Genomic DNA, 25,134 nt, shown 5'->3' on the forward strand with positions numbered 1-25,134 from the left:
CAACCTTGTGATTTTTGTATGTTGACATTGCCGTAAGCTCGCCAATACGGTTGCGCCCGGGGAGGAAGTCTGGACCGATGGGCGCATTGATCGCCGACGATCTTCTGTTTCCGGCCGAAGCGGGCCCGCGCCAGGTGGCGCGCGATCTCTACGCCGCGGTCAGGAATCTGCCGATCGTCAGTCCGCACGGCCACACCGATCCCAGCTGGTATGCGCTCGACGAGCCTTTTCCGGATCCGGCGCAGCTTCTGATCGTGCCCGATCACTACATTTTCCGCATGCTGTTCAGCCAAGGCATCCGGCTGGAGGACCTTGGCGTGCCGACGCTGGACGGCTCGCCGGTAGAGACGGACGGCCGCACCATCTGGCGGCGTTTCGCCGAGAACTATTTTCTCTTTCGCGGCACGCCGACCCGGCTCTGGTTCGACTACACGCTGGAGCATCTCTTCGGCATCGCGGAGCCGCTGTCGGCCGCCACCGCGGACGCGCACTACGACAGGATCGCGGCGCTGCTTGCGACCGACGACTATCGTCCGCGCGCTTTGTTCAAGCGCTTCAACATCGAGGCGATCGCCACCACCGAGGGCGCGCTCGACGATTTGAAATGGCATCGGATGATCCGCGACAGCGGCTGGGACGGGCGCGTGGTGACGGCCTACCGGCCCGATGCCGTGGTCGATCCTGATTTCGAAGGTTTTGCCGCCAATCTCGACAGGCTCGGCGAGATCACCGGCTCCGACACCGGCACATGGTCGGGCTATCTTGATGCCCACCGACGGCGGCGCGCCTATTTCAAGGAGTTCGGCGCGACGTCGTCGGATCACGGCCATCTGACAGCAGAGACGGCGAACCTGTCCGACGCAGCAGCGGCGGAACTGTTCAACCGCATCCGGCGCGGCTCGGAAGACGAGCGCGAGCGGCGGCTCTTCCGCGCACAGATGCTGACCGAGATGGCGAAGATGAGCCTCGACGACGGGCTGGTCCTGCAGATCCATCCGGGCTCCTGGCGCAACCATTCGCCGGCGATGATGCAGAGGTTCGGACGCGACAAGGGTTTCGACATACCGACGCGTACCGACTACGTCGCGGCGCTGAAGCCGCTGCTCGACGCGGTCGGCACGGAGCCCCGCCTTTCCGTCATCGTCTTCACGCTGGACGAGACGAGCTATGCGCGCGAACTCGCTCCGCTCGCCGGCGTCTATCCGGCGCTGAGGCTCGGGCCCGCATGGTGGTTCCACGACAGCCCCGAGGGCATGCGCCGCTTCCGCGAGATGACGACGGAGACGGCGGGTTTCTACAACACCGTCGGCTTCAACGACGACACTCGCGCCTTTCCATCCATACCGGCCCGTCACGACGTGGCGCGCCGGGTCGATTGCGCATTTCTCGCACGCCTCGTCTCGGAGCATCGGCTGAGGGAGGACGAGGCGCACGAGCTTGCGCAGGAACTGGCCTATACGCTGGCGAAGAAGGCGTACCGGCTCTAGCGGGCAATGGCGCCCGACATGCAAACGGGAGGAGACCATGTTGCATTTCACGAAACTGGCAGGGACGGCGCTTGCCGCCGCGACCTTGCTGGTCGGGGCGGCCAATGCCCAGACGGTGCTGCGTTCGTCCGACACGCATCCCGACGGCTATCCGACCGTCGAGGCGGTGAAGTATTTCGGCGACCTGATCAAGGAGCGGACCGACGGCCGCTATTCGGTCGAGGTCTATCACTCGGCTCAGCTCGGTCAGGAGGCCGACACGATCGAGCAGGTGCGCTCGGGCGTCATCGACCTCAACCGCGTCTCGATGGCGCCTTGGAACAGCCTGGTGCCGCTGACCATGATCCCGTCGCTGCCCTATCTCTTTACCTCGCCGGACCATGCACGCAAGGTGATGGCGAGCGAGATCGGCGACGAGATCGCCAAGGGTTTCGAGCAGCACGGCGTGGTCGTCATCGCCTATTATGACGGCGGCTCGCGCTCCTTCTACAACTCGAAGAAACCGGTCAACACCGTTGCCGATCTGGCCGGCCTGAAGTTCCGCGTCATCCAGTCGGACGTCTTCGTCGACATGGTCGGCGCGCTCGGCGCCACCGCCACGCCGATGCCTTATGGCGAGGTCTATTCCTCGATCGAGACGGGCGTCATCGACGGCGCGGAGAACAACTTCCCGAGCTACGAGTCGGCGAAGCATTTCGAGGTTGCGAAGAACTATTCGCTCGACGAGCATACCATCGTGCCGGAGGTGTTCGTGATGTCGAAGATGGCATGGGACAAGCTCAGCGACGAGGATAAGGCGATCTTCCGGCAGGCCGGCAAGGAGTCCATGGAGAAGCAGTGGGAGCTGTGGGACGCCCGCGTCGCCGAATCCCGCAAGATCGTCGAGGATGCCGGTTCGCAGATCACCACCCCGGACAAGCAGCCCTTCATCGACGCGATGAAGCCGGTCTACGAAAAGTACGTCAACACGCCGGAGCTGAAGGATCTCGTCGCCCGCATCCAGGCGGTGAAATAGTACCGGAAAGGTCCGGGCCCCGGGTGGAAATCCTGGCCCGGACCTTTCTTCCGTCCACGTTTCCAGGAGCGGACCAGTGCAAGAACCGATCAGCGCAGCCGAGCCGGACTTGACCCAGCGCCCACGCATGGCCGCCGTCGGCCGCACTCTGACCTTCCTGTCCAACGCGGCGCTCTATGCCGCCGGCGCCGGGCTCGTCGCCATGACGCTGATCGTCGGCTGGCAGGTCTTCCTGCGCTACGTGCTGAACTGGAGCAATGCCTGGACCGAGCTCTCGTCGATCATCATCATGAGCTGGTTCATCTTCCTCGGCGCGGCTGTCGGCGTGCGCGAGAACTACCATCTCGGCTTCGATGTGCTGCTCTATGTGCTGCCGCCCGGCTCGAAGAAGGTGTTGCGCACCCTGTCCGACCTCGTCGTGTTTGCCTTCGCCTTCGGCATGATCTGGTACGGCATCGTGCTGATGCGGCTGCAGTGGGAGGAGGTCATGCCCGGCCTCGGCATATCGGGCTCGTTCAAATACATGCCGCTGACGGGGGGCGGCGTGCTGATCCTGTTGTTCTCGCTGGAGCGGATCGTGCTGCGCTGGTCCGGGGTGGATGTCGACCACGACGCCGAAGCGGACGACGAAGTGCCCTCGCTGGCCCAGGTCAAGGAGGCCTGAGATGGCGTCGCTCATCCTGTTCGGCGTCTTCACGCTCTTGATGCTGATCGGCACGCCGATCGCCTTCTGCCTGGGCGCCGCCAGCTTCGCGGCGATCCTCTATATGGGCCTGCCGCCGCTGGTCATCTTCCAGCAGATGAATTCGGGCATGAGCGTCTTCACGCTGCTTGCCATCCCCTTCTTCATCTATGCCGGCGACCTGATGGTGCGCGGTGGCATCGCCCAGCGCATCGTCGCCTTCGCCGGTTCGCTCGTCGGGCATCTGCGCGGCGGGCTCGGCCAGGTGAACATCGCGGCGTCCACCCTGTTCGGTGGCATCTCCGGCTCGGCCGTGGCGGAGGCGGCCGCCGTCGGCGGGCTGATGATTCCGCAGATGAAGGCGCGTGGGTATGGAGCCGACTACGCGGTCAACGTCACCTCGATGGCGGCGCTGATCGCACTCCTGCTGCCGCCCTCGCACAACATGATCATCTATTCGATCTCGGCGGGCGGAAAAATCTCGATCGCCGACCTCTTCACCGCCGGCATCATCCCTGGCCTGCTGCTTGCGGCTTCGCTGATGGTGACAGCCTACGTCGTCGCCCGCAGGCGCGGCTATCCGACCGAAGCCTTTCCAGGCTTTGCGCGGGTTGGCTGGTTCCTGCTCAATTCGCTGCCGGGACTGCTGCTGATTGGCATCATCTTCGGCGGCGTCCGCTCGGGCATCTTCACGGCGACGGAAAGCTCCTGCATCGCGGTCTTCTACGCGGTGCTGGTCACGATCACCGTCTACCGCTCGCTCGGCTGGCGCAATTTCGTCGACGCCACGCTGGGCGCCGTGCGCACCACGGCGATGATCCTGCTGATCATCGGAACGGCGGCGTCCTTCGCCTGGTTGATGGCCTATCTCAGGATACCCGCCCTGCTGATCGACTGGATGGGTACGATCTCGGAAAATCCGCTGGTCGTCCTGCTCCTGATCAACGTCATCCTGCTCCTGCTCGGCACCTTCATGGACATGGGGCCGACGATCATCATCGCGACGCCGATCTTTCTGCCGGTCGCCGCGCATTACGGCATCGACCCGGTGCATTTCGGCGTCATCCTGATCCTCAATCTCGGCATCGGCCTGAACACGCCGCCGGTGGGTGCGGTGCAGTTCGTCGCCTGCGCGGTCGGAAAGATCACGGTCTGGGAAGCGATGCGCTCGATCTGGCCGTTCTACGCGGCGGGAATCGTGGTACTCGGGCTCGTCACCTACATCCCGGCGCTGTCGCTCTGGCTGCCCGGCGTGTTCAAATAGGAGACGGACATGGCCGACGCCGCCCCGGAGATCCGGATCGAACGCAAGCCCAAGCTCTCGGAGCATGTGGTGTCGGCGCTGCGCGACCAGATCTTGGGCGGGCAGATCCAGCCGGGGCAGAAACTGCCGACCGAGGGCCAGATGACCGAAACCTTCGGGGTCAGCCGCACCGTGATCCGTGAGGCGATGGCAAGCCTTGCCGCGGACGGGTTGGTGGAGTCGCGGCAAGGGGCCGGCGTGTTCGTGCTTGAACATCCGACCCTGGCCTTCGGCTCGTTCAACCAGGATATCAGGAAGGTCAGCCAGGCGATCAACGTGCTTGAAGTGCGCATGGGCATCGAGATAGAGAGCGCCGGACTGGCGGCACAGCGCCACAACGCCGCGCAGGAGGCCCGCATCCAGGAGGCCTTCTTCGAATTCGAGCGGCTGCTCAATCTCGGCGAACCGACCGGGAAGGCCGATTTCGCCTTCCACCGCGAGATCGCATCGGCGACCAACAATCCTTTCTATGTCGAGATAATCGATGCGCTCGGCGACCGCACCATACCCTGCGACCGGAATTCGCCCTGGTATTCGGTGGAGGTGCTTTCGACCGAATATCTGACCGGCCTGCAGAGGGAACATCTGCTGATCCTCAAGGCGATCTCGGCGAGCGACGCCGACGCAGCCCGCGCGGCCATGCGCGCGCATCTCGTCGCCGCGCAGCACCGCTACCGGCAACGGCTGACCAGCCAGCAGGCGGAATATCTGGCCGCCATGCGGACCAAGGCGATCTGACAAGCAAGGAAAGCAACACCAGCGACATGCCAGACCACACCGACTACACCTCCCGCTACGCCATTGATCCGCAGGCCGGAGCCGCCATGGCGACCGACGAACTGCGCAGCAACTTCCACATCGGCGACCTGTTCCAGCCGGGGTGCGTGAGCCTGACCTATACGCATTACGACCGGATGATCGTTGGCGGCGCGATGCCGGCCGGCGAGACGCTGGAGCTTGCAGCGATCAAGCCCACCGGCACGAAGAACTTCCTCGACCGACGCGAGCTGATCGCGGTCAATATCGGCGGGGCCGGTACCGTAGAGGCCGGCGGCGAGACACACCGTCTTGCCGCGCGCGACATGATCTATGTCGGCATGGGTACGGAGGCGGTGCTCTTCTCTTCCGACGAGGCGTCGTCGCCGGCGAAGTTCTATCTGCTCAGCGCGCCGGCCCACCAGGCGCATCCGACAAAGGTCATCCGGATCGGCGACGCCAAGCGGCTCGACCTCGGCAGCCAGAAGACCTCGAACGAGCGCTCGATCTTCCAGTTCATCCATGCTGAGGGGGTAAAAACCTGCCAGCTCGTCGTCGGCATGACGCAGCTTGCCGAGGGGTCGGTCTGGAACACGATGCCGGCGCATGTGCACGACCGCCGCATGGAGGTCTATCTCTACTTCGACCTGCCGGATGCGTCGCGCGTCTTCCATCTCATGGGGGAACCCGACGAGACGCGCCATCTCGTCATGAAGAACGAGGAGGCGGTGCTGTCGCCGCCCTGGTCGATCCATTCCGGGGCCGGCACGTCGAATTACGCCTTCATCTGGGCGATGGCCGGCGACAATGTCGACTACACGGATGTCGACCCGGTGCCGCTGGAAATGCTGCGATGACCGATCTGTCGGCCTTCGGCCTTACCGGTAGGCGCATCGTCGTCACCGGGGCCAACACCGGCATCGGGCAAGGCATATCGCTTGCGGTGGCGCGAGCGGGCGGCGCCGTGGTCGGCGTTGGCCGTTCATCCATGGCGGAGACGGCGGCGCTGGTGGAAGCAAAGGGCGGCGTCTTCACACCCGTCTCCTGTGACCTCGGCGATCATGCCGCGGCAGGTGCGATGCTCGACGAGGTCTGGCAAACGGCCGGCCCGGTCGACGGGCTTGTCAACAATGCCGGCATCATCCGCCGCGCCGACGCCGTGGATTTTTCCGAAACGGATTGGGACGACGTCATGGACGTCAACCTGAAGTCGCTGTTCTTCCTTTGCCAGGCTTTCGCGCGAAAGGTGCTGGCGGCCGGACGCGAGGGGCGCATCGTCAACATCGCCTCGGTGCTTTCATTCCAGGGCGGCATTCGCGTAGCATCCTACACGGCGTCCAAGCATGGCGTGGTCGGCATCACGCGGCTGCTGGCTTGCGAATGGGCGGCTAACGGCATCAACGTCAATGCGATCGCGCCCGGCTATGTGGTCAGCAACAACACCGAGGCGCTGCGCAACGACCCCGACCGCAGCGCGGCGATCCTCGGCCGCATCCCGGCGGCCCGCTGGGGCAGGCCCGAGGATATCGGCGACGCGGCGGTCTTCCTGCTGGCGCCGGCCTCGGCTTACATGCACGGGGCGGTGGTGCCTGTCGACGGCGGCTGGCTGGCCAGATAGGAGTTCTTGACGTGACCGAGCCGACGCTCTTCTCCCAGCCTGACGCAAAACCGTGGACGCCGACGCCGGACGGCAACCGCCGACGGGTGATCCTGCACACGGAAGAGCTGATGATGGTCGAGTTCGATTTCGACAAGGGCGGCGTCGGCGCGCTGCATTCGCATCCGCATGTCCAGTCGAGCTATGTCGCGGAGGGGCGCTTCGAGGTGACGATCGACGGCAAGTCCGACATCGTGGAAAAAGGCGGCGCCTACATCGTTCCGTCGGGTCTGGTGCATGGCGTCAAGGCGCTGGAGGCCGGCCGGCTCGTCGACACCTTCACGCCGCACCGCGCCGATTTTCTGTAGCCACCATGTCCGAACGCCTGTCAGACAAGACGCTGAAGAGGCTGCCGTCGTCGGCGGCGGTCCCAGCCTATGACCGCGCCGCGGTAACGCCCGGCATCGTGCATCTCGGCGTCGGCGCCTTCCACCGCGCCCACCAAGCGGCCTATGTCGACGACTGCCTCGCCGCCGGCGAAACGAACTGGGGCATCGTCGGCGCCTCGCTGCAGAGCGCCTCGACCCATGATGCGCTGGAGCCGCAGGACGGTCTCTACACGCTGGCCGAGCGCGGCAGCGCCGACGAGAAGCTGCGCGTCATCGGCTCGATCGGAACGGTCCTCGTCGCGCCGCGCGATCCGGCGAGATTGCTCGACGCGCTGACCGATCCCGACATCCGCATCGTCACGTTGACGATTACGGAAAAAGCCTATCTGCGCGGCGCGTCGGGCAGGCTCGATGAGAACCATCCCAGCATCGTCGCCGACCTCGCCGACCCTGCGCGGCCACAGACAGCGCATGGTTTCCTGGTCGAAGCGCTGGCGCGCCGGCGGGCGGCCGGTACAAGACCTTTCACAATCCTGTCCTGCGACAACCTTCCGTCCAACGGCAAGACGCTGCACCGGCTGCTGGTGCGGTTCGCGGCGTTGCGCGAGGCCAAGCTCGCCAGCCATGTCGAAAGCGTGTCCTGCCCGTCGAGCATGGTCGACCGCATCGTGCCGGCCACCACCGATGCCGACCGAGCCCGTATCTCGGCGACGCTCGGCGTCGGGGACGCCTGGCCTGTGATGACCGAGCCGTTCAGCCAATGGGTGATCGAGGACGATTTTTCGGCCGGGCGGCCGGACTGGGAAAAGTTCGGCGTCGAGATGGTGCGCGACGTCCGTCCCTTCGAGGAGATGAAGCTGCGCCTGCTCAACGGCGCGCATTCCTCCATCGCCTATCTCGGCCTGCTTGCCGGTCACGACACGGTGGCAAAATCCTTCGGCGATCCGGCCATCCGCCGCTTCGTGCAGGCGCTGTGGGCGGAAGCCGCACCGACGCTTCCCGGGGATGCCGGCCTCGACCCGAAGAGCTACGCGGCGGCGCTCACCGACCGCTTCGACAACACCGCGCTTCAGCACCGTACGGCGCAGATCGCCAATGACGGCAGCCAGAAGCTGCCGCAGCGGATCATCGGTTCGGCGCTCGACCGGCTGGCCGCCGGCACCGGTGCCAATCATCTGATGCTGACTGTCGCGGCATGGATCCGCGCGGCGGAACTGCGCGGCACGACGCTTCCGTCGGGCCATTTCACCGATCCGCTCGATGCAAAGCTCGCCGAGATCGCCGCCGCGAAGCAGCCGCCCGCAGACACCGTGGCGGCCATCTTCGACCTTGCGGGTCTTGCCAGCGGCAGTCCCCACCGCGCCGCGCTCGAAGCATTGGCGTCCCGGCATCTCGACAAGCTGCGCGGCGGCGACGTAAGAGCCGCGCTCGCAGCGTTCCAGATTTGAAGGAAGATCCGCTTGAAACAGACTTGGCGCTGGTTCGGTCCAGACGATTCCGTTCTCCTCTCGCATGTGCGACAGGCCGGTGCGACTGGCGTGGTGACGGCGCTCCATCATCTCAATGACGGCCGCGCCTGGCCGGAGGACGAGATCGCCAAGCGCAAGGCCGAGATCGAGGCCGCGGGGCTGGTTTGGTCGGTGGTCGAAAGCGTCATCGTGCATGAGGACGTGAAGACCCGCAGCGGACGCCACCGCGAGCTTATCGACAACTACAAAACCTCGATCCGCAACCTGGCACGGGCTGGCATTAAAACGATCTGCTACAATTTCATGGCGATCACCGACTGGACGCGCACCGACCTCGACTATCGGATGTGGCATGGCGGCACGGCGCTGCGTTTCGACATCGTCGATTTCTGTGCCTATGACGTGCTTGTGCTGAAACGCGCCGGTGCGGAGGCCGAGCATCCACCCGAACACATCGAAGCTGCGAAGGTTCGACTGGCGGCGATGAGCGTGAGCGATCTCGCGCGGCTCGAGGCGAACCTTATCGGCTGGGTGCCAGCACGCGAATTCATCTTCGACCGCGAAAGCTTCCGGCGCGCGCTCGACGTCTATAGGGAGATCGCGGTCGAGGATTTCAGGCAGAACCTCTTTGCGTTCCTGCGCGAGATCGTGCCGGTCGCGCAGGAGGAAGGGGTCAGGATGGCGATCCATCCCGACGATCCGCCTTTCCCGATCTTCGGTCTGCCGCGGGTGGTCAAGGATGCCGACGATGCGGCGGCGCTGCTCGCCGCCGTCCCATCTCCGTCGAACGGGCTGACGCTCTGCACCGGCTCCTACGGTGCGAACCCGCGCAACGATCTGCCGGCGATGGCACGGCGCTTTGCCTCAGACATCCACTTCGCCCATCTGCGTAACGTGACCAAGGAGGCCGATGGCTCCTTCCACGAGGCCGAGCATCTCGAAGGCGACACCGACATGGTCGCGGTGGTCGACGCGCTGCTTGCGGAGGAGCGGCGGCGCAAGGCGGAAGGCAGGGCGGACTGGGAAATCCCGATGCGGCCCGACCACGGCCACGCCATCGTCGACGACATCGGCAAACAAGTGAACCCGGGCTATTCCTGCATCGGCCGCCTGAAGGGGCTGGCCGAGCTTCGCGGCATCATGCGCACGCTGGAGACGCTGCGGGCCTGAGTCCCTGCTCAGGATCTGACGGGCGCGGCCCGGTGGGCCAGGGCAGCAACGCCGATCGCGCAGGCCTTGTCGCCGAGCATGGCCGGCACGATGGGCAGGTCGCGCGCAAGGTCGGCGAAGATGAAAGGCCGCGTCAGCTCGCCGAGCCGTTCGTTGATCTCAGGGTTGCTGCCGATGCCGCCGCCGATCACCATGAGTGACGGGTCGAGTATGTTGACGAGCTGGCCGAGATAAGAGGCGATCGACAGCAGCGAATTCTCCAGCAGCCTTTCCGCGCGCGGATCGGCGGCCGCTGCCTCGATGAGCTGGCGCGCCGTAGCGTTTCGGTCGCCGACAAGCACGCCGTAGCGCTCGCCCAGGCCCTTGCCGCTGGCGAAGACTTCGATGTTCTGGCGGACCTCTATGTCCTGGTCCGGGCCGCTCCATGCCACCAGCTCGGCGCCGGCGAAGTGGATGGCGAAGCCGCGTGCGCCGCCATAAGGCTTTCCGCCGATGACGAGCGTATGCGACATGCCGGTCGACAGGGTGACGTAGACGAAGATGTCGGCATTGCCGCCGGCGCCGATCCAGCCTTCGGCAAAGGCTGCGGCTCGCACGTCGCTCTCGAGATAGACCGGGCCGAAGGCAGACAGCGGCGTGCGGTAGTCGAGACCGCGCCATTCGAAATTCCACGCCGATTCCGGCTCGCCCTCATTGCTGACCAGTTCGGGCAGGCAGACGCCGACCGGGCAGGCCTCGCCGCGCGTCAGCTCGCCGGCCTCGCGCTGCGTCTCGGCCGCCATCGCGACGACGAGGTCCAGCACGGCGGCCCCGCCTTCCGCGCAAGGTGTCGTCCGCGTCTTCTCGATCAGCACCGCTCCGTCGGCGATGCGGACGAGGCAGGCCTTCGTCTTGGTCCCGCCTACATCGACGCCGATCGCCCAGGCATCGCCCGGAGAAAGGTCAGCCATAGGCGGCGGCCCTGTCCGCATGGAACTCGGCCTGCCGACATTCGACCACGATCGTCGCCGGCCAGGATGGATCGTAGAATCTGGCGTCGGCGATGCGCCTGTAGGCGGTGCGCTTGGCTTCGCCCCAGACGATCATGGCGACAGACTTCGACAGCTCGGCGATGGAGCCGATGCCGATGGTGACGCCGTGCGTCGGCACTTCGTCGAGCGATCCGAAGTCGGGGAAGGTAGCGAGGTTGTCGCGGCGTGTCTGTTCGGCGAGCTTGACGATGCGGCTGCGGCTGTCGCGGGCGGAGCCCGGCGGGTTGAAGGCGATATGGCCGTCGCCGGCGCCGGAAGCGAGCAGGAAGAGATCGACGCCGCCGGCGTCGGCGAGGCGCAGATCGTAATTCGCAGCATCCGCAGGATCGGGCGTCCAGAAATTCCGTGCCTGGATGCGCAAGGCCTCCGGCAGGCCGGCATTGATGCGCTCCAGAATCTCGCGCTCGCCGAAACCGCGGCAGGAATAGTGCGCCGATGCATCGGGCGGCGAGAGGGCGCCGCCGGGCCCGGCAAGCAGATATTCGTCCATCATGGCGATGACGAGATGCGAGCAGTCGACTGACTGGTCGGCGAGCCTTGCCGCGAGCGCCTCGTAGACCGGCATGGCGCTGCGCCCGCCCGGACAGCCCAGCACATAAGGGCGGCCGGCGTCGCCGGCGTCGCGGATGCCGGCGTCGATCCGCTCGGCAAGGTGCGCCCCGATGCCTGCCGGCGTCTCGTGTATATAAGTCTTCATAGGAACTCGCGTCGCCCCTCCACACGCCTGCTATAGCGGGAGACGGCAGCCGCGCCAACCTTGCTGCCGGCATCGCCGACCCGGTCGCAAGCCGCCCGCGAAGACGGACGGCAGCCGGAACGTGCAGAACATGAGTTTCATCCGGAACACATTGCATCCCGAGGAGTTGGATTCGTGGACGCGGGGCGAAGACCCTAGGAGAAAGACAATGCCCCACAAAGGCGGAAATCAGGATCGCAACGACAAATCACGCCAGCAGGGCGGCGGCCACATGGATGACGACAAGCGCCGCAGCTCGCAGCAGCAGGCGGAAGGCGGCGCAAGCCGCCAGCAGGGTGGCCATCGCGGCGGCAGCGGGAACTTTGCCGAGGATCGCGAACGGGCATCCGAGACCGGACGCAAAGGCGGCCAGCGTTGAGTGCCAGCGTTGAAAGACGTCGGGCCCTGAAGACATCAGGGCCCGACGTCTTTATGTCCGAAAATGCCGCGCGAATTGAGGGACGCTCTGCTTGAGCGCCCGACCTCTGTTCCGTCAGCGCCAGCCCAGGCCGGGCGCGACGTGGGTCAGAATGGCTTCCATGACATGCGCGTTATAGTCGACGCCTAGCTGGTTGGGCACGGTGAGGAGCAGCGTGTCGGCTTCGGCGATGGCCTCGTCGCCCTTCAACTGCTCGATCAGAACGTCGGGCTCCGCGGCGTAGCTGCGACCGAACACAGCGAGTTTTTCCGGCTCTATGTAGCCGAAATGATCGACGCTCTCGTCGCGCCCGAAATAGGCGCGGTCACGGTCGTCCACCAGCGCGAAGATGCTGCGGCTGACCGAGACGCGCGGCTCGCGCGCATGGCCGGCTTCCTTCCATGCCTTGCGGAAGAGGCGGATTTGCTCGGCCTGCTGGATGTGGAAGGGCTGACCGCTCTCGTCGAACTTCAGCGTCGAGCTCTGCAGGTTCATTCCGAGCTTGGCCGCCCATTCGGCGGTGGCATTGGTGGCTGCGCCCCACCAGATGCGTTCGCGCAGGCCCGCCGAATATGGCTCGACGCGCAGCAGGCCGGGCGGGTTCGGGAACATCGGCCTTGGATTGGGCTCGGCAAAACCCTCGCCTTTCAACACCTCCAAAAATACTTCCGCGTGGCGGCGGGCCATGTCAGCGTCGCTTTGGCCCTCCGGCGGGGCGTAGCCGAAATAGCGCCAGCCATCGATGACCTGCTCGGGCGAGCCGCGGCTGATGCCGAGCTGCAGACGCCCGCCGGCGATGAGGTCGGCCGCGCCGGCGTCCTCCGCCATGTAGAGCGGGTTCTCGTAACGCATGTCGATGACGGCCGTGCCGATCTCGATGCGGCTCGTCCTGGCTCCCACCGCCGCCAACAGCGGGAACGGCGAGCCGAGCTGGCGGGCAAAGTGATGCACGCGGAAATAGGCTCCGTCCGCGCCGAGCTCCTCGGCGGCGACGGAGAGCTCGATCGACTGCAGCAGCGCGTCGGATGCCGAGCGCGTCTGCGACTGGGATGAGGGCGACCAGTGGCCGAACGACAGGAAACCAATCTTTTTCATGAAAAAAGCTTGGCACGGACAGCCTGTGCCGCACAACATCGGCGATAGCCGTGACCGGTGAAGGCACCGTCAACGGGCCGGATACGCCGGATCGGTCGTCGTATCCGCGAGACGCGCTTGCACATTCCTTGCCGGCGTGGCTTAGGGTCCCCAGCCATTACGGGAACGGGACTTCATGAAGACGATCTACTCGCCGCTGCACGCCGGTCATTCGGGCACGATGGAATTGGTGGGCGGGTCGATCGTGCCCGGCTTCGAGATGCCGTCGCGCGCCGAATACATTCGCGCGCGGGCAGAAAGCGAGCGCCTCGGCCCCATCCTGCCGCCGGCGGAGCACGGCATGGAAGCCGCCGCCCGCGTCCATGCGCGGGACTATCTCGATTTCCTGCCGACCGTCTGGCGGCTCTGGACCGAATCGGGACGGGAGGGTTCGGCGCTGCCCTACACCTGGCCGATCCGGGGCCTGCGCGCCGATGTCCGGCCGCAGACGATCGACGCGCTGCTGGGCTTCTATTCCTTCGACGGCGGCGCGCCTTTCGTGGGGGGCACGTGGACGGCGATCAAATCGTCCTACGACGTTGCGCTGACGGCGGCTGCCCTCGTCCAGGGCGGCGAACGCTCGGCCTTCGCGCTCTGCCGGCCGCCGGGGCACCATGCCGGCGACCGCTTCATGGGCGGCTATTGCTACATCAACAACGCGGCCGTCGCGGCACAGTGGTATCGCGACCAGGGTGCAAAACGCGTCTCGATCCTCGACGTCGACTACCACCACGGCAACGGGACCCAGCAGATTTTCTACGCGCGCGGCGACGTGCAGGTGCTGAACCTGCATGGCGACCCGATGACCGAATATCCGTTCTTCCTTGGCCATGCCGACGAGACGGGCGAAGGCGAAGGCGCCGGCGTCAACGTCAACTATCCGATGCCCCTGGACACCGGTTGGGACCGTTGGAGCGCGGCGCTCGAGGACGCCTGCCGGAAACTCGCCGCCTATCGGCCGGAAGTCGTCGTCGTCTCGCTCGGCGTCGACACGTTCGAGAAGGATCCGATCAGCAAGTTCAAGCTGAAGACCGAGGATTATCCCAAAATCGGCCAGCGCATCGCCGCGCTCGGGCTGCCGACGCTCTTCGTCATGGAGGGCGGCTATGCGGTCGAGGAAATCGGCGTCAACGCGGTCAACGTCCTGACCGGGTTCGAAGGCGACTAGGCCGGAGGCCCATGGAGCCATCAAACCATGGATGACGCACCCGGCTGCGCACCTCGTCGCCTCCAACGGCCCGCATGTGATATGAGCAGCTTCGAACCCTGGCGCAGAAGCGGACGGCTGCGTTGCGCCGTCATTTCGGCCGGTACGGCGGCATTAAGTGCTTTCCTGAGCGGACATATTCAGACAGGGAGGAGGCACGATCACTCTGATGTCGTACAGTAATGTCGCTCCACGTACCTGATACTGGAATGCGCTCAATCGGTCGGCCGTCGCCTTCAAAATCCTCTTCGAGCCGCCGACATGCCGCGAATTGGTCTTGATGACTTTGGAGGTTTTCAAACCATCGCCGATCCGGCGCGCACGATCTGCAGCGCCAGAACAACGATCAGGCTCACCGAAATTGGCACTCCGAATGGCACCACCTGGTTGCGATCGAAAAACTGGATGTATCGGCGGAACACGCCTTCCGGCAGAAGGACCGGGTTCTTGATGATCAACGCCGTCACGGCGGCCGCGACCAGGAGCACGACAGAAAACAGAAGAAGGTCGCCGCCCCCGATCAGGATGGGCGAGACTGCCAGGAACTTTACGTCGCCCGCCCCTATCTTTCCCGCCATCCAGAACGGCATCAACAGGCAAAACAGAACAAGCGCGGCGATGATGCCAAGGCCGACGAGCCAAGGATCCGCACCCCCGAGCCAGCCCACGACGATTGTCAGAATTCCGAGAGCCAGCATAGCGAGAACGTCGTCGTTGCCGATCTTCTGCCGAGTGAAGTCGATCACGGCGATCTTGCAGAGCAGCGCGATCAGCACGAGCTTCGTACAGATGAGGAACGCCAGCATCATCCCTGGCGTTCTATGTTGTTTACGGAGGAGGCAAGGAGCTCGAGATTGTTCTTTACCGTCGGGTCGTTGGGCGCGAGTTCATAGGCCTTGAGGAAGTTCTTCCTCGCATCCTGCAGCTTGCCGCGCAGCAGATAGGAATAGCCGAGGTTGTTGTAGTATTCCGGCGTCGCGCCAATATAGCGGAAGGCCTGCCGGTAGGCCTTCTCGGACAGGTCGAAGCGGCCGATCCGGTCGCAGGAGGCGGCGAGCCCGAGCCATGCGACGCCGTCATTGGGCGCCAGCTGTACCGCCTTGTAGAAGAGCGCTCCCGAGTTGCCGTAATTCTCCGAGCGGAACTGGTTCTTCGCTTCGGCGACAGCCTGGTCGGAGGCGTAGTATTCGACCGGCGCGATGGTCTGCAGCCCCGCGAAGGTGTCGCCGAACGCGGTCATTTCCGACGGGCTCGGTTCATTGGTGCGCACGATGCCGTCGCCGGCACCCCCCGTCTGGCAACCGGCAAGCGCTATGGCCAACATCAGCGTCGGCAGCAACTTGCGCATAAGAACCGGACCGGTTCGACCGGACCTCTCCCCCTTCTGCCGTTTCATAGCGCCACATCCCCTCGTGACTGTCTAGAACTAGAAGAAAACCTAGAAGAAAACGCCCTTCATCCTCAGGATCACCGGCAGCATGACGATCATCAGGACGACGGGAAAGACACAGAGCCCCAGCGGCAGCACCATCTTGACCGGCAGCGCATTCGCCTTCTCCTCGGCCCGCAAGATGCGTTGCGTGCGCATCTCGTCGGAATAGACGCGCAGCGCCTCCGTCAGGCTGGTGCCAAGCTCCTCAGACTGCCGGAACAGGACGGCCAGCGAGCGCGCCTCGTCGATGCCGATGCGGTCGGCGAGTTCGCGCAGGGCATCGCGAAGCGGCTTACCCGCGCGCATCTGCAGCGTCATAATCGCCAGCTGTATTCCCAGCACCTTGTGCGTGCCGGCAAGCTCGTTGCTGACCCGCTCGACCGAGGCTTCCAGACTCATGCCGGCGTCAGCGCAAGTGAGCATCATGTCCATGAAGTCGGGAAAGCCGCGCCGGTACCTCTGCTTCTGGGCGTTCTCGAAGCGGTCGAGCGCGATGCTCGGGATGACGATGCAAGCCAGCCCGAACAGGAAGGCGCCGGCGAAAGGAAGGAAGGCCGGCAATTGCGGCGGCAGCACTCGAGACAGGATGAAATAGGCCAGGACAAAGCCGAGCGCGACGGAGCCGATGCGGATCACCGCATAGAAAGCCGGCGCGCTCTGCTGGTGGAAGCCGGCGCGGAACAGCTTGGCCTCGAGAGCGTCGGGCTGGCCTGTCTCCAGCGCCTTGAAGTAGGCGTCGACCGGCCGACGTGCGGCGATTTTCGTCAGTTCGGTCCGCGCCTCCAGCGAGCGCCGGTTCCGGATACCCTCGGCATGCAGTTGGTCGGCAATCCGGCGCCTGGTCTGAACTGCCGGCAGTATCACCGTCGCGACCGCGACAACCATCAGCGCGGTGGCGCTGAAAATCGCCGCCGAAAACAGGAAGCCGGAACCCAGCAATGAAGACAGCGTTTCGATCTCGCCTCTCCTAGAAATCGAAGTTTACCATCCGGTACATGATGAAGTCGCCAAGCAGCGCCCAGATGCCGAAGATCGTGAACACCGGGAAGATCAGCGGGTTTCCCCAGACTTCGCCGTAATAGGAAGGGGCGATAAGGGCCAGAATTCCGAACATGACGAGCGGGAAAAGCGAGATCATGATCGCGGACAGGCGCCCTTCGGCCGACAGCGACCGGATCTTCAGGCGCAGCTTGCGCCGCTCGCGCAGAACCTTGGCCAGATTGTCCAGGATTTCGGTCAGGTTGCCGCCGGTCTTGGCCTGGATCGAAAGCGAGACAGAGAGCAGGTTGAGGCCTTCGAAGCCTACGCGCTCGGACAGCTTGCGGGCAGCCTGCTCTAGGCTGAGGCCGAAGGTTATCTCGTCCGAGACGATGCCGAATTCGGTACCGATGGGGTCGGGCATTTCCCGCGCCACCAGCGCAATGGCAACGGTTGCAGGATGCCCGGCGCGCAGCGAGCGCACGATCATGTCGAGCGCATCGGGAAGCTGACCCTCGAACTTCCTGACGCGACGATTGCGCGCGCGTCGAAGCCACAGCAGCGGAATAGCGCAAGCAACGACCAGGAAGATAGCGACGACGACCGTGAGCGAAAAGGAGAACAGAACGCGCATCGCAACGGCGATCAAGGCGCCCGCCGCGACGAAGACCAGCGCAAAGGCCATCGGACTGCCGGTGACGCCCGACTGCGTGTAGAGCTGGTTCAGCCACACTATGCCGAACGCGAAGTCTCCGTCAGCCGTCAGGCCCCGCTCTCGCAGCAGGTTCTGCAGCGTCTGCTCGGCGGGCGTCTCATCGGCAAGCTGGCGCACGCGGCGGTTGATCGTTCCGATTTTCGCCCGGCGGCCCGCATAGCCGAGATAGAGGGCCTCGATCGCCAGGATTGCCGATGCCGCCGCCATGGCGAGCACCAGGTAGAAGAGCGCCTGACCGGAGATCATCACAAAGCGACCTGCGGATTGAAGGCATCCCGCGCGAAGTGATGCCCCAGGATAGCGGCCTCCTGGGCAAAGCGGGGACGCACGCCGGTCGCCCGGAACTCGCCGATGATGACGCCCTCCTCGGTCACGTCGCGGCGGATGAAGTGATAGATCTCCTGCAACTGGATGACCGACCCTTCCATGCCTGTGAGCTCCGAAATCGACACGACGCGTCGGCCGCCGTCGGAGAGGCGCTGGGTCTGCACGATGACGTCGATCGCCGAGGCGATCTGCGCGCGGATAGACTCCTGGCTCATCGCCGTGCCGGCCATGCCCACCATCTGCTCCAGGCGTGACAGCGCATCGCGCGGCGCGTTCGCGTGGATCGTCGTCATCGAGCCTTCGTGGCCGGTGTTCATGGCCTGCAGCATGTCGAAGGCTTCCTCGCCGCGTACCTCGCCGACGATGATGCGGTCGGGGCGCATGCGCAGCGCGTTCTTGAGCAGCTCGCGCTGGCGCACCTCGCCCTTGCCCTCGACGTTGGGCGGGCGGGTCTCGAGACGCCCGACATGCGGCTGCTGCAACTGCAGTTCGGCAGCGTCCTCGATGGTGATCAGCCTCTCCTTGGGCGAGATGTAGCTGGAGAGAGCGTTGAGCAATGTCGTCTTGCCGCTGCCGGTGCCGCCCGACACCAGGATCGATTTCTTCGACCGCACCGCTATGCGCAGCATCTCGATCATAGGCGGCCTGATCGAATTGAACTCGACGAGCCTCTCCAGCGAATAGGGGCGGCGTGAGAACTTGCGGATGGAAACCAGCGGCCCGTCGATCGACACGGGACGCACGGCGACGTTGACGCGGGAGCCGTCGGCGAGGCGTGCGTCGACCATCGGCGCGGATTCGTCGACACGTCGCCCGACTGCCGCCACGATCTTGTTGACGACCCTCAGCAGATGCGCCTCGTCGCGGAAGCGGATGCCGGTTTCCTCCAGCACGCCGCGCCGTTCGACGAAGACGCGCCGGTGAGTGTTGATGAGGATGTCGGCGATCGAGTCGTCCTTGAGCAGCGGTTCTATCGGCCCGAGCCCAAGCATCTCGTCCGCCGTGTCGGTTGTCAGCTGATCGAGCTCGCGGGCATTGAGGGCGACGGCGGCAGCGCGCACGAAATCGCGCACTATGGGCCGGATCTCGTTCAGGATCTGGTCGCGCGTGGCCGTTTCAAGGATCGCCAGGTTGAAGCGGTCAATCAGGTGCCCATGCAACTCCACCTTCAGGTGGAGCAGCGGATCCTCGGCGAGGTCTTCCCGCAGATCGTGATGGACTTGAGGCGCAGCAGCAACAGCGTCAACGTGCGGCTCGGTCCGCACATCCACCTGACCCCTGGTAAATCTCCCAAACATTTGCGCAGCCACCCAGACGCGCTTACCCCGCAGGCAGCCTCATGCATTTTGCCACCGGCTGCAAGGATTTGTTAACGGTAAAGTTAACTTGTCTCTTCTTGCATCGCTAGGAATACACTGCAGGGCACTTGTTGCGGCATCGGCGAACTTGTGGGAGACTTAAGAATTGGGGATTGGGGGATGTGCCGATGACTTTCGTCATCGCCTCCGTGAGGGCATGATCTGGTCGCTGCAGACGCTGCGTTTCGCCGCCGCTCTGATGGTCGTCTATGTCCACGCCGCACAGACCGCGTTTGCGGCTACCGGCTCGAATGGTTTTCTGCCTCAGGAATTTCAGATTGCCGGGCGGGCCGGCGTGGATATCTTCTTCGTCATTTCCGGTGTCATCATCACCCGGACGGCCCTTGGCCTGACCTGGCAGTCGTTTGCGTGGAAGCGGGTAAGGCGCATCATACCGATCTACTTTCTGGCTTGCATCCCGGCAATGTTTATCGCCGGCCGTTCAGGCATCGAGTGGCGGGAACTGATCGCGACTTTCCTGCTATGGCCGGCCACGGACGTGATGACCGTGCCAATCCTGCCGGTGGCATGGACATTGTGTTTCGAGGCGCTGTTTTATATCGCATTCGCAATTGTCTTGTTTGATGGGCGATTGCTTTATGCCGTGCTCGGCATTTTCGCCGGATCAATGCTGCTCAGACCTTACGGCCCCGTGTTCCAGTTCCTCGGCAACCCTCTCATCTTGGAGTTTATGATGGGCATGGCATTGGCCTATCTGCCGATGAAGCGAGCCGCCATTTGGGGCATTCCCATCGGAGCAATCCTGCTTGTGGCCGTGGGCTTTGCAGGAGTTGCGCCAACCGGCGGAACCATGGAATTTCTCGTCGGCGAGGACGGCTTTCAGAGGGTGCTGGTCTATGGCATTCCGTCGGCCATGATCGTCTGTGGCGTAATGCAGGTCGAGACGAAGGAGAGTTTCTGGACCGAAATGGGCGACGCGTCCTATTCCTTGTACCTCACACATACTTTTCTGGTCAGCGCGCTTCTGACTCTATGGATGACCTATCCGTTGCCGCCCGACCTGATCATCGGCTTCGTCGTGCTAGTGTGCGTAGTTTTCGGGTGGAGGGTGCATGTGAGATTCGAGGCACCCCTCATGCTCCTGCTCAAGCCGGGCACCGCGGTCGCGTCCGAAACCCCACAAGCCGCACACTAGCGTGTGTATGGCGGCGGCGAACGACAAGAAATTTACAGCCATCCACGAACTAAAAGTGATCTCTAGGTGCACGTTAACCGACGACGTTCTTGGCGACGAGATCTCGATTACTGCATCTTCTTTCCATTAATAGCCGATACATACCTCTTTTTGGGGTCTGATGTGACATTTTGGTTAAAGCGACAGAATCCAGAAGCAATTCATTAACTTACGGGCAAAGGCAACTTGTCCGCAGCCGGCAGCGACGCTGCACAAAAGACTTAAGCAATCGTTAAATTATTGACTTCTGATTAAAACCGCGTCCACGATTTGGGCTGGGACGAGGTGGTCCCGTCTGTGTTCAAGTGGGTGAAAGGGGAATGGGCATGCGTAAGGTCATGGAAATCGCCAAGCGGTTCCGTCGCGAAGAAGACGGCGCCGCGATGATCGAATACACGGTTCTGCTAGGCATCATCACCGTCGCCGTCATCGCGACGATCATTCTCGTCGGCACCTGGGTGTCGGGGGAATGGACGGATCTTGAGGCCGCCCTTCCGGCCTGAATTCAACGTGCCGAGCCCGGATTTGGTTCGGGCTCGGCCAACGAAAAAATCGGGTCATCCCCAGGGGGCTAGGGATGCGTGCCAACACAATCATCATGATCGTACTCGCCGGCGTGTTCGGCGTGCTTGCGGTCGTTCTCGCCAACATGTGGCTGGCCGACCAGCGCGTCGCTGCCGCGGCAACCGCGCCCGACGCGCAGCGCGACACCATCGTGGTCGCCCGCGTCGCGCTGAAGTTCGGCGATGCGCTGACATCGGACAATCTGCGTGAAATCGCCTGGCCGTCCGGCGCCTTGCCGGTCGGCGCCTTCCGGACCCGCGACGAGGCGCTCGCCGGCGAGGGACAGCGCCAGGTGCTGACGCCTATCGGCGTCAATGAACCCGTGCTGACCTCGAAGATCACCGGGCCGGGCCAGCGCGCGACGCTGTCGGCCGTGCTGGCCGACGGCATGAAGGCGATGTCCATCCGCGTGAACGACGTTCTTGGCGTCGCCGGCTTCGTGCTGCCGGGCGACCGCGTGGACATCCTGCTCACGCGCAATATCCGCAACGTGCAGGGCGGCGAGGAAGCCTTCGTCGACGTGCTGCTGCAGGGTGTCAGGGTGCTGGCGATCGATCAGGTGGCGGACGAGAGCGAGGAGAACCCGACGGTCGCCAAGGCGGTCACGCTCGAAGTCTCGACCAAGGATGCGCAGAAGCTGACGCTTGCGGCCGGAATCGGACAATTGTCGCTGGCCCTGCGCGAGGTGGCATCCGACAAGGGAGAAGAAACCGACCGCATCACCACCGCCGACTTGGTGAGCGCCATGCGCTTGGAGCCGGTGGCGGCGCCCGCGGAACCGGTCGACGTGGTGAAGGTGCAGGAGCCGCCGTCGCGCGCCAGCGTCAGCGTCTACCGGGGCATCGAGGTCGAAGTCTATGAGGTTCCCAGGACAAGATAACGAGGCGGGAAAACGGCGGGGGTCGGAACTATGGATACGGGCAGTAAGGGTGGATCGCTTCCCAGGCCAGGCTGGATCTTCGCCGCCTGCGTGTTTGTGCTGCTGGCGCTGGCGGGCAATGTCCAGGCCGCCGACCGCAAGATCGACGTGTCCTCGCCGAAGGTCCACCGGCTATTCATCCCGATGTCGCAGTCGGTCACCGTGGAACTCAACCGCAATCTCGGCGACATGGTCGTCGCCGACGCCAAGATTGCTGATGCGCAGCCGATGACGGACCGCGTTCTCTACGTCATCGGCAAAGGCGCCGGCACCACGACCGTCAACCTGTTTTCGGACGAGAAACGCTCGCTTGGGGTGCTGGAGATCGAAGTCGGCGTCGATGTGGACGACATGGCGCAGGCAATCAGGCAGGTGGCGCCCAGATCGAAGGTCACGGTCGGATCGGTGAATGGCAAGGTCCGCCTCGGCGGCCGGGTCAAGGACGGCGCGACGCTGGCCGCCATCCTCGACGTCGCCAACCAGTACGGTCCCGACGCAGTCATCAATTCGGTGACGGTGGAGGACAGCCAGCAGGTGAACCTGGAGGTGCGCGTTCTGGAGGTGGCCAGGAACGCCGGGCGTGAGGTCGGCGTCGGATGGCGGTTCGGCAGGAAACTCACCGACTCCGAAACCGGGATTACGGTGCCTGATCCTAGTTTCGGTCAGCCGGCACAGGGCTCAATAGGATTGAGCGACCTGTTCGCCACGTCCAATGCGCCGTTCGCTACAATCATCGCCAACGTGATCGACGCGGGTGTAAATGTCGATGTCATCATCAAGGCACTTGAAGACAAGCGATTGGCACGTCGGCTGGCCGAGCCAAACCTGACTGCGCTTTCAGGCGAGACGGCGAGCTTTCTGGCCGGTGGCGAAGTGCCTATTCCTGTGGCGCAAGAAGACAACGAGATCAGCATCGAGTTCAAGGAATACGGTGTGAAACTCAACTTCACGCCAGTAGTGCTCGAAGACAGCAAGATCAACCTACGACTGAACCCTGAGGTCAGCGAGGTCGACCCAACCGTCACCATCCGCGCCGATCGCATTGAAATCCCTGCCTTCACGACGCGTAAGGCTTCGACTGTGGTCGAGCTGCGCGACGGGCAGAGCTTCGCCATTGCCGGCCTGCTGCAGTCGCATAACCGCAAGCTGCAGAGCCAAATCCCCTGGCTCGGCCAGATCCCGGTGCTCGGCGCCCTCTTCCGTTCGTCGAGCTACATCAAGAACGAGACGGACCTCGTCATCATCGTGACGCCGAGGCTGGTGCGTCCTGCCGGACCTGGCGAACAGCTCGCGACGCCGCTCGACAAGACGAGGCCGGCCAACGACCCCGAATATTTCCTGCTCGGCGAGCTCGAGGTGACCAAGGACATGGTGCGCTCCTACCAGCAGGGCAAGGGCGTGGTGGGGCCGTACGGGCACATGCTCGACGTTCGGTCGAAGGACAAGATGATCTATGCCAAGGAATAGCGCACTCCCGATCCTGATCGGCATAGGCCTGCTTTCGGGCTGCGCCGACTATCTCAACCGCTACGATACGGTGACGCTGGCGGCGGGCGACGCGCAGAAGCACAATTTCATGATGCAGACAAAGGATCCGTTCAATCCGGCATCGAACGACACGGCGATCCCGACCGACGGCGAGCGCGCCAGCGATGCCGTCAACCACAGATACAAGAGGATGCTGCAGCCGGGGGCGGCGCCACCGCCGGTAAGCATCATCGTCAATACGGGTCAGGACAGCGCGAACTGAGAAAGAAATTCGGACGACCGGGTGGGGCTCCGGTCCGAATGGGTGGTAGCCATGCTGAGGGTGGTCAACAGGTTCTGGCGGGACGAGCGCGGCATTGCGCTCATCCTGGTCAGCATCATGCTGCCGGCGATCGTCGGCTTCGCGCTGCTGGCGATCGACATGAGCCGGGCGAACAATCTGCACAACGATCTGCAGAAGGCGGCGGATGCGTTCGCGCTTGCGGCGGCCGCGGAGCTGGATGGACAGTCGGACGCACATACTCGGGCCGAACTGGCTTTGGCGACATTGGTCGACAATACACACCGCTTCTCGACGACCAACACGCAGACGCCCCTCACATCCGACAACATCTCCTGGGTCTTCCTGAAGAACATCCCGGCCAATGACGCGACCTTCCTGAACCCTACAACCGGTGTCGACGGGAACGGCGTGAACCACAAATCCTCCGGCCCCGACGAAACACGATTTATTCTCGTGAACGTCAACCCGACCGACTTTGCGAGCATCTTTCCCGCTTCTTTCCTCACCAACGATGTGAATTCCAACGCCATGGAGATTGGCGCGACTGCCGTCGCGGGCTTCGGGAGCTCGGTGTGCGAATACACACCGATGTTCATTTGCAATCCCTATAACGACATGGACAAGCTTGCCGAAGCCATGGGTGGGGACGAGCGTGACATGATGATCCTCAAGAAGCAAAACGGTGGCAACAACGCACAGTATGGGCCGGGCAACTACGGATTTCTCAAGACGCCCGACGGCAGCGGCGCCACGCCGGACATTACCGAGATGTTCGCGTCGACTAGGCCCGAGGTATGTTACGCACAGAATGGCGTTGAAACCAGCCCCGGCAACGTGCCCCCGGTCAACGATGGCATCAACGTGCGGTTCGACATCTATCCGAATGGGAACAAGTACGACCCGGCCATCTACCCGCCGGCGCCGAACGTCATAAAGGGCATGTCCGTCAAGAAATCCGGCAAGAATTGCAGCTACGAGACGCCGAAAGGTGCGGACGCTTCGAAATACATGGCAATGCCGCGCGACACCTGCCTGATTGGAGGCACATGCGCAGCCACCGGTAGCGACCGGCTGGGCGACGGAGCCTGGAACCGAAGTGCCTATTGGTCGGTCAATCATCCGTCGACCGCTTGGCCCGGTGAGCTTTCCGCGAACGCCAGCAGGTATCAAGTCTACCAGTGGGAGGTTGGCCACCCCACCAGCCACGGCACGGAAGCAACTCAGCCGCAATGCAATTCCCCTACAACCGACGTCAGGCGGCGGCTGATTTACGTCGCCGTTATCGACTGCAAGGCAAATCCTGTCGGAGGCGGCAGTACGGCCGTTCCCGTCGAAGCTTTTGCCAGCTTCTTTCTCACGGAGCCGGCCGGCGGGCCTCCGAATGCAGACATCTATGGCGAGATCGTCGATATAACAACATTCGGCAATGGACAGACTCTCGCAAACTTCCAGCGGGACGATGTGCAGCTTTACAGGTGACC

At 63.8% G+C, this 25,134-nt stretch carries 26 protein-coding genes; 18 read left to right on the forward strand and 8 right to left on the reverse strand.

Translation table 11 applies throughout. The features are described from left to right. The first annotated feature begins 77 nt into the window (after nucleotides 1-77). From uxaC to uxuA, 10 genes are all read left to right on the forward strand, one after another. The gene (gene uxaC, locus D8676_RS09745) at nucleotides 78-1,487 is read left to right on the forward strand and encodes a glucuronate isomerase (RefSeq protein ID WP_121580682.1); all 1,410 of its coding nucleotides are present in this window, start codon (nucleotides 78-80) and stop codon (nucleotides 1,485-1,487) included. Between the two features lie 37 nt (nucleotides 1,488-1,524). Next, entirely contained in the window at nucleotides 1,525-2,502 is a 978-nt protein-coding gene (locus tag D8676_RS09750; protein ID WP_121580683.1) for a TRAP transporter substrate-binding protein, read from the forward strand. A 127-nt stretch (nucleotides 2,503-2,629) separates the two neighbouring features. Next, nucleotides 2,630-3,166: a TRAP transporter small permease gene (locus D8676_RS09755; protein ID WP_121580684.1), complete on the forward strand. Its 537-nt coding sequence runs from the start codon at nucleotides 2,630-2,632 to the stop codon at nucleotides 3,164-3,166. A 1-nt stretch (nucleotide 3,167) separates the two neighbouring features. Further along, nucleotides 3,168-4,448, forward strand: a complete 1,281-nt coding sequence (locus tag D8676_RS09760; protein WP_121580685.1) for a TRAP transporter large permease — start codon at nucleotides 3,168-3,170, stop codon at nucleotides 4,446-4,448. A gap of 9 nt (nucleotides 4,449-4,457) precedes the next feature. Next, nucleotides 4,458-5,225, forward strand: coding sequence for a FadR/GntR family transcriptional regulator (locus D8676_RS09765; RefSeq protein WP_121580686.1), 768 nt, complete (start codon nucleotides 4,458-4,460; stop codon nucleotides 5,223-5,225). A 26-nt stretch (nucleotides 5,226-5,251) separates the two neighbouring features. Then, nucleotides 5,252-6,100, forward strand: coding sequence for a 5-dehydro-4-deoxy-D-glucuronate isomerase (kduI, locus tag D8676_RS09770; RefSeq protein WP_121580687.1), 849 nt, complete (start codon nucleotides 5,252-5,254; stop codon nucleotides 6,098-6,100). Beyond that, nucleotides 6,097-6,861 carry a 2-dehydro-3-deoxy-D-gluconate 5-dehydrogenase KduD gene (gene kduD, locus D8676_RS09775; RefSeq protein ID WP_121580688.1) on the forward strand — a complete coding sequence of 255 codons (765 nt, stop codon included), beginning with the start codon at nucleotides 6,097-6,099 and terminating at the stop codon, nucleotides 6,859-6,861. The genes kduI and kduD overlap by 4 nt, the downstream gene beginning before the upstream one ends. 11 nt (nucleotides 6,862-6,872) lie before the next feature. After that, the gene (locus D8676_RS09780; protein WP_245426691.1) at nucleotides 6,873-7,208 is read left to right on the forward strand and encodes a cupin domain-containing protein; all 336 of its coding nucleotides are present in this window, start codon (nucleotides 6,873-6,875) and stop codon (nucleotides 7,206-7,208) included. Between the two features lie 5 nt (nucleotides 7,209-7,213). Continuing rightward, nucleotides 7,214-8,677, forward strand: a complete 1,464-nt coding sequence (locus D8676_RS09785; protein ID WP_121580689.1) for a mannitol dehydrogenase family protein — start codon at nucleotides 7,214-7,216, stop codon at nucleotides 8,675-8,677. A gap of 12 nt (nucleotides 8,678-8,689) precedes the next feature. Next, a complete protein-coding gene (uxuA, locus tag D8676_RS09790) occupies nucleotides 8,690-9,868 on the forward strand; it encodes a mannonate dehydratase (protein WP_121580690.1) in 1,179 nt (392 codons plus the stop codon). An 8-nt stretch (nucleotides 9,869-9,876) separates the two neighbouring features. On the opposite strand, the gene D8676_RS09795 is transcribed toward uxuA, so the two are convergent. After that, on the reverse strand, nucleotides 9,877-10,818 hold the full coding sequence (locus D8676_RS09795) for an ROK family protein (protein WP_183097048.1): 942 nt from the start codon (nucleotides 10,816-10,818) through the stop codon (nucleotides 9,877-9,879). After that, on the reverse strand, nucleotides 10,811-11,596 hold the full coding sequence (locus D8676_RS09800; protein ID WP_121580692.1) for a 6-phosphogluconolactonase: 786 nt from the start codon (nucleotides 11,594-11,596) through the stop codon (nucleotides 10,811-10,813). The genes D8676_RS09795 and D8676_RS09800 overlap by 8 nt, the downstream gene beginning before the upstream one ends. 130 nt (nucleotides 11,597-11,726) lie before the next feature. Between D8676_RS09800 and D8676_RS27910 the strand changes: the two genes are divergently transcribed. Beyond that, nucleotides 11,727-12,014, forward strand: coding sequence for a KGG domain-containing protein (locus D8676_RS27910; protein ID WP_348629009.1), 288 nt, complete (start codon nucleotides 11,727-11,729; stop codon nucleotides 12,012-12,014). A 114-nt stretch (nucleotides 12,015-12,128) separates the two neighbouring features. Here D8676_RS27910 and D8676_RS09810 read toward each other — a convergent pair whose 3' ends face one another. Beyond that, the gene (locus D8676_RS09810; RefSeq protein WP_121580694.1) at nucleotides 12,129-13,148 is read right to left on the reverse strand and encodes an LLM class flavin-dependent oxidoreductase; all 1,020 of its coding nucleotides are present in this window, start codon (nucleotides 13,146-13,148) and stop codon (nucleotides 12,129-12,131) included. 175 nt (nucleotides 13,149-13,323) lie between these two features. Here D8676_RS09810 and D8676_RS09815 point away from each other — a divergent pair, with 175 nt between their 5' ends. Next, on the forward strand, nucleotides 13,324-14,355 hold the full coding sequence (locus D8676_RS09815; protein ID WP_121580695.1) for a histone deacetylase family protein: 1,032 nt from the start codon (nucleotides 13,324-13,326) through the stop codon (nucleotides 14,353-14,355). Nucleotides 14,356-14,690: 335 nt separating this feature from the next. Here D8676_RS09815 and D8676_RS09820 read toward each other — a convergent pair whose 3' ends face one another. From D8676_RS09820 to D8676_RS09840, 5 genes are all read right to left on the reverse strand, one after another. Beyond that, nucleotides 14,691-15,203, reverse strand: coding sequence for a prepilin peptidase (locus D8676_RS09820; RefSeq protein WP_121580696.1), 513 nt, complete (start codon nucleotides 15,201-15,203; stop codon nucleotides 14,691-14,693). Then, nucleotides 15,200-15,742, reverse strand: coding sequence for a tetratricopeptide repeat protein (locus tag D8676_RS09825; protein WP_121580697.1), 543 nt, complete (start codon nucleotides 15,740-15,742; stop codon nucleotides 15,200-15,202). The genes D8676_RS09820 and D8676_RS09825 overlap by 4 nt, the downstream gene beginning before the upstream one ends. 90 nt (nucleotides 15,743-15,832) lie before the next feature. Further along, entirely contained in the window at nucleotides 15,833-16,765 is a 933-nt protein-coding gene (locus tag D8676_RS09830; RefSeq protein WP_348629010.1) for a type II secretion system F family protein, read from the reverse strand. Between the two features lie 28 nt (nucleotides 16,766-16,793). Next, a complete protein-coding gene (locus tag D8676_RS09835; RefSeq protein ID WP_121580698.1) occupies nucleotides 16,794-17,765 on the reverse strand; it encodes a type II secretion system F family protein in 972 nt (323 codons plus the stop codon). Next, nucleotides 17,765-19,144, reverse strand: coding sequence for a CpaF family protein (locus tag D8676_RS09840; RefSeq protein WP_121580699.1), 1,380 nt, complete (start codon nucleotides 19,142-19,144; stop codon nucleotides 17,765-17,767). The genes D8676_RS09835 and D8676_RS09840 overlap by 1 nt, the downstream gene beginning before the upstream one ends. 217 nt (nucleotides 19,145-19,361) lie before the next feature. Between D8676_RS09840 and D8676_RS09845 the strand changes: the two genes are divergently transcribed. The 6 genes from D8676_RS09845 to D8676_RS09870 all read left to right on the forward strand — a co-directional run bounded on the left by D8676_RS09845 (nucleotide 19,362) and on the right by D8676_RS09870 (nucleotide 25,132). Further along, nucleotides 19,362-20,360: an acyltransferase gene (locus D8676_RS09845; RefSeq protein ID WP_121580700.1), complete on the forward strand. Its 999-nt coding sequence runs from the start codon at nucleotides 19,362-19,364 to the stop codon at nucleotides 20,358-20,360. Between the two features lie 365 nt (nucleotides 20,361-20,725). After that, entirely contained in the window at nucleotides 20,726-20,902 is a 177-nt protein-coding gene (locus D8676_RS09850) for a Flp family type IVb pilin (protein WP_121581072.1), read from the forward strand. Between the two features lie 74 nt (nucleotides 20,903-20,976). Next, nucleotides 20,977-21,843, forward strand: a complete 867-nt coding sequence (gene cpaB / locus D8676_RS09855; protein ID WP_121580701.1) for a Flp pilus assembly protein CpaB — start codon at nucleotides 20,977-20,979, stop codon at nucleotides 21,841-21,843. Between the two features lie 30 nt (nucleotides 21,844-21,873). Then, nucleotides 21,874-23,349: a type II and III secretion system protein family protein gene (locus D8676_RS09860; protein WP_121580702.1), complete on the forward strand. Its 1,476-nt coding sequence runs from the start codon at nucleotides 21,874-21,876 to the stop codon at nucleotides 23,347-23,349. Further along, nucleotides 23,336-23,632 (forward strand): hypothetical protein, encoded by a 297-nt coding sequence (locus tag D8676_RS09865; RefSeq protein ID WP_121580703.1) that lies wholly within the window; start codon nucleotides 23,336-23,338, stop codon nucleotides 23,630-23,632. Before D8676_RS09860 ends, D8676_RS09865 begins: the two co-directional genes overlap by 14 nt. Before the next feature lie 51 nt (nucleotides 23,633-23,683). After that, nucleotides 23,684-25,132, forward strand: coding sequence for a pilus assembly protein TadG-related protein (locus D8676_RS09870; protein WP_121580704.1), 1,449 nt, complete (start codon nucleotides 23,684-23,686; stop codon nucleotides 25,130-25,132). Nucleotides 25,133-25,134: the final 2 nt, after the last annotated feature.

This window comes from Mesorhizobium sp. YM1C-6-2, assembly GCF_003666685.1.
Lineage (GTDB): Bacteria > Pseudomonadota > Alphaproteobacteria > Rhizobiales > Rhizobiaceae > Mesorhizobium_K.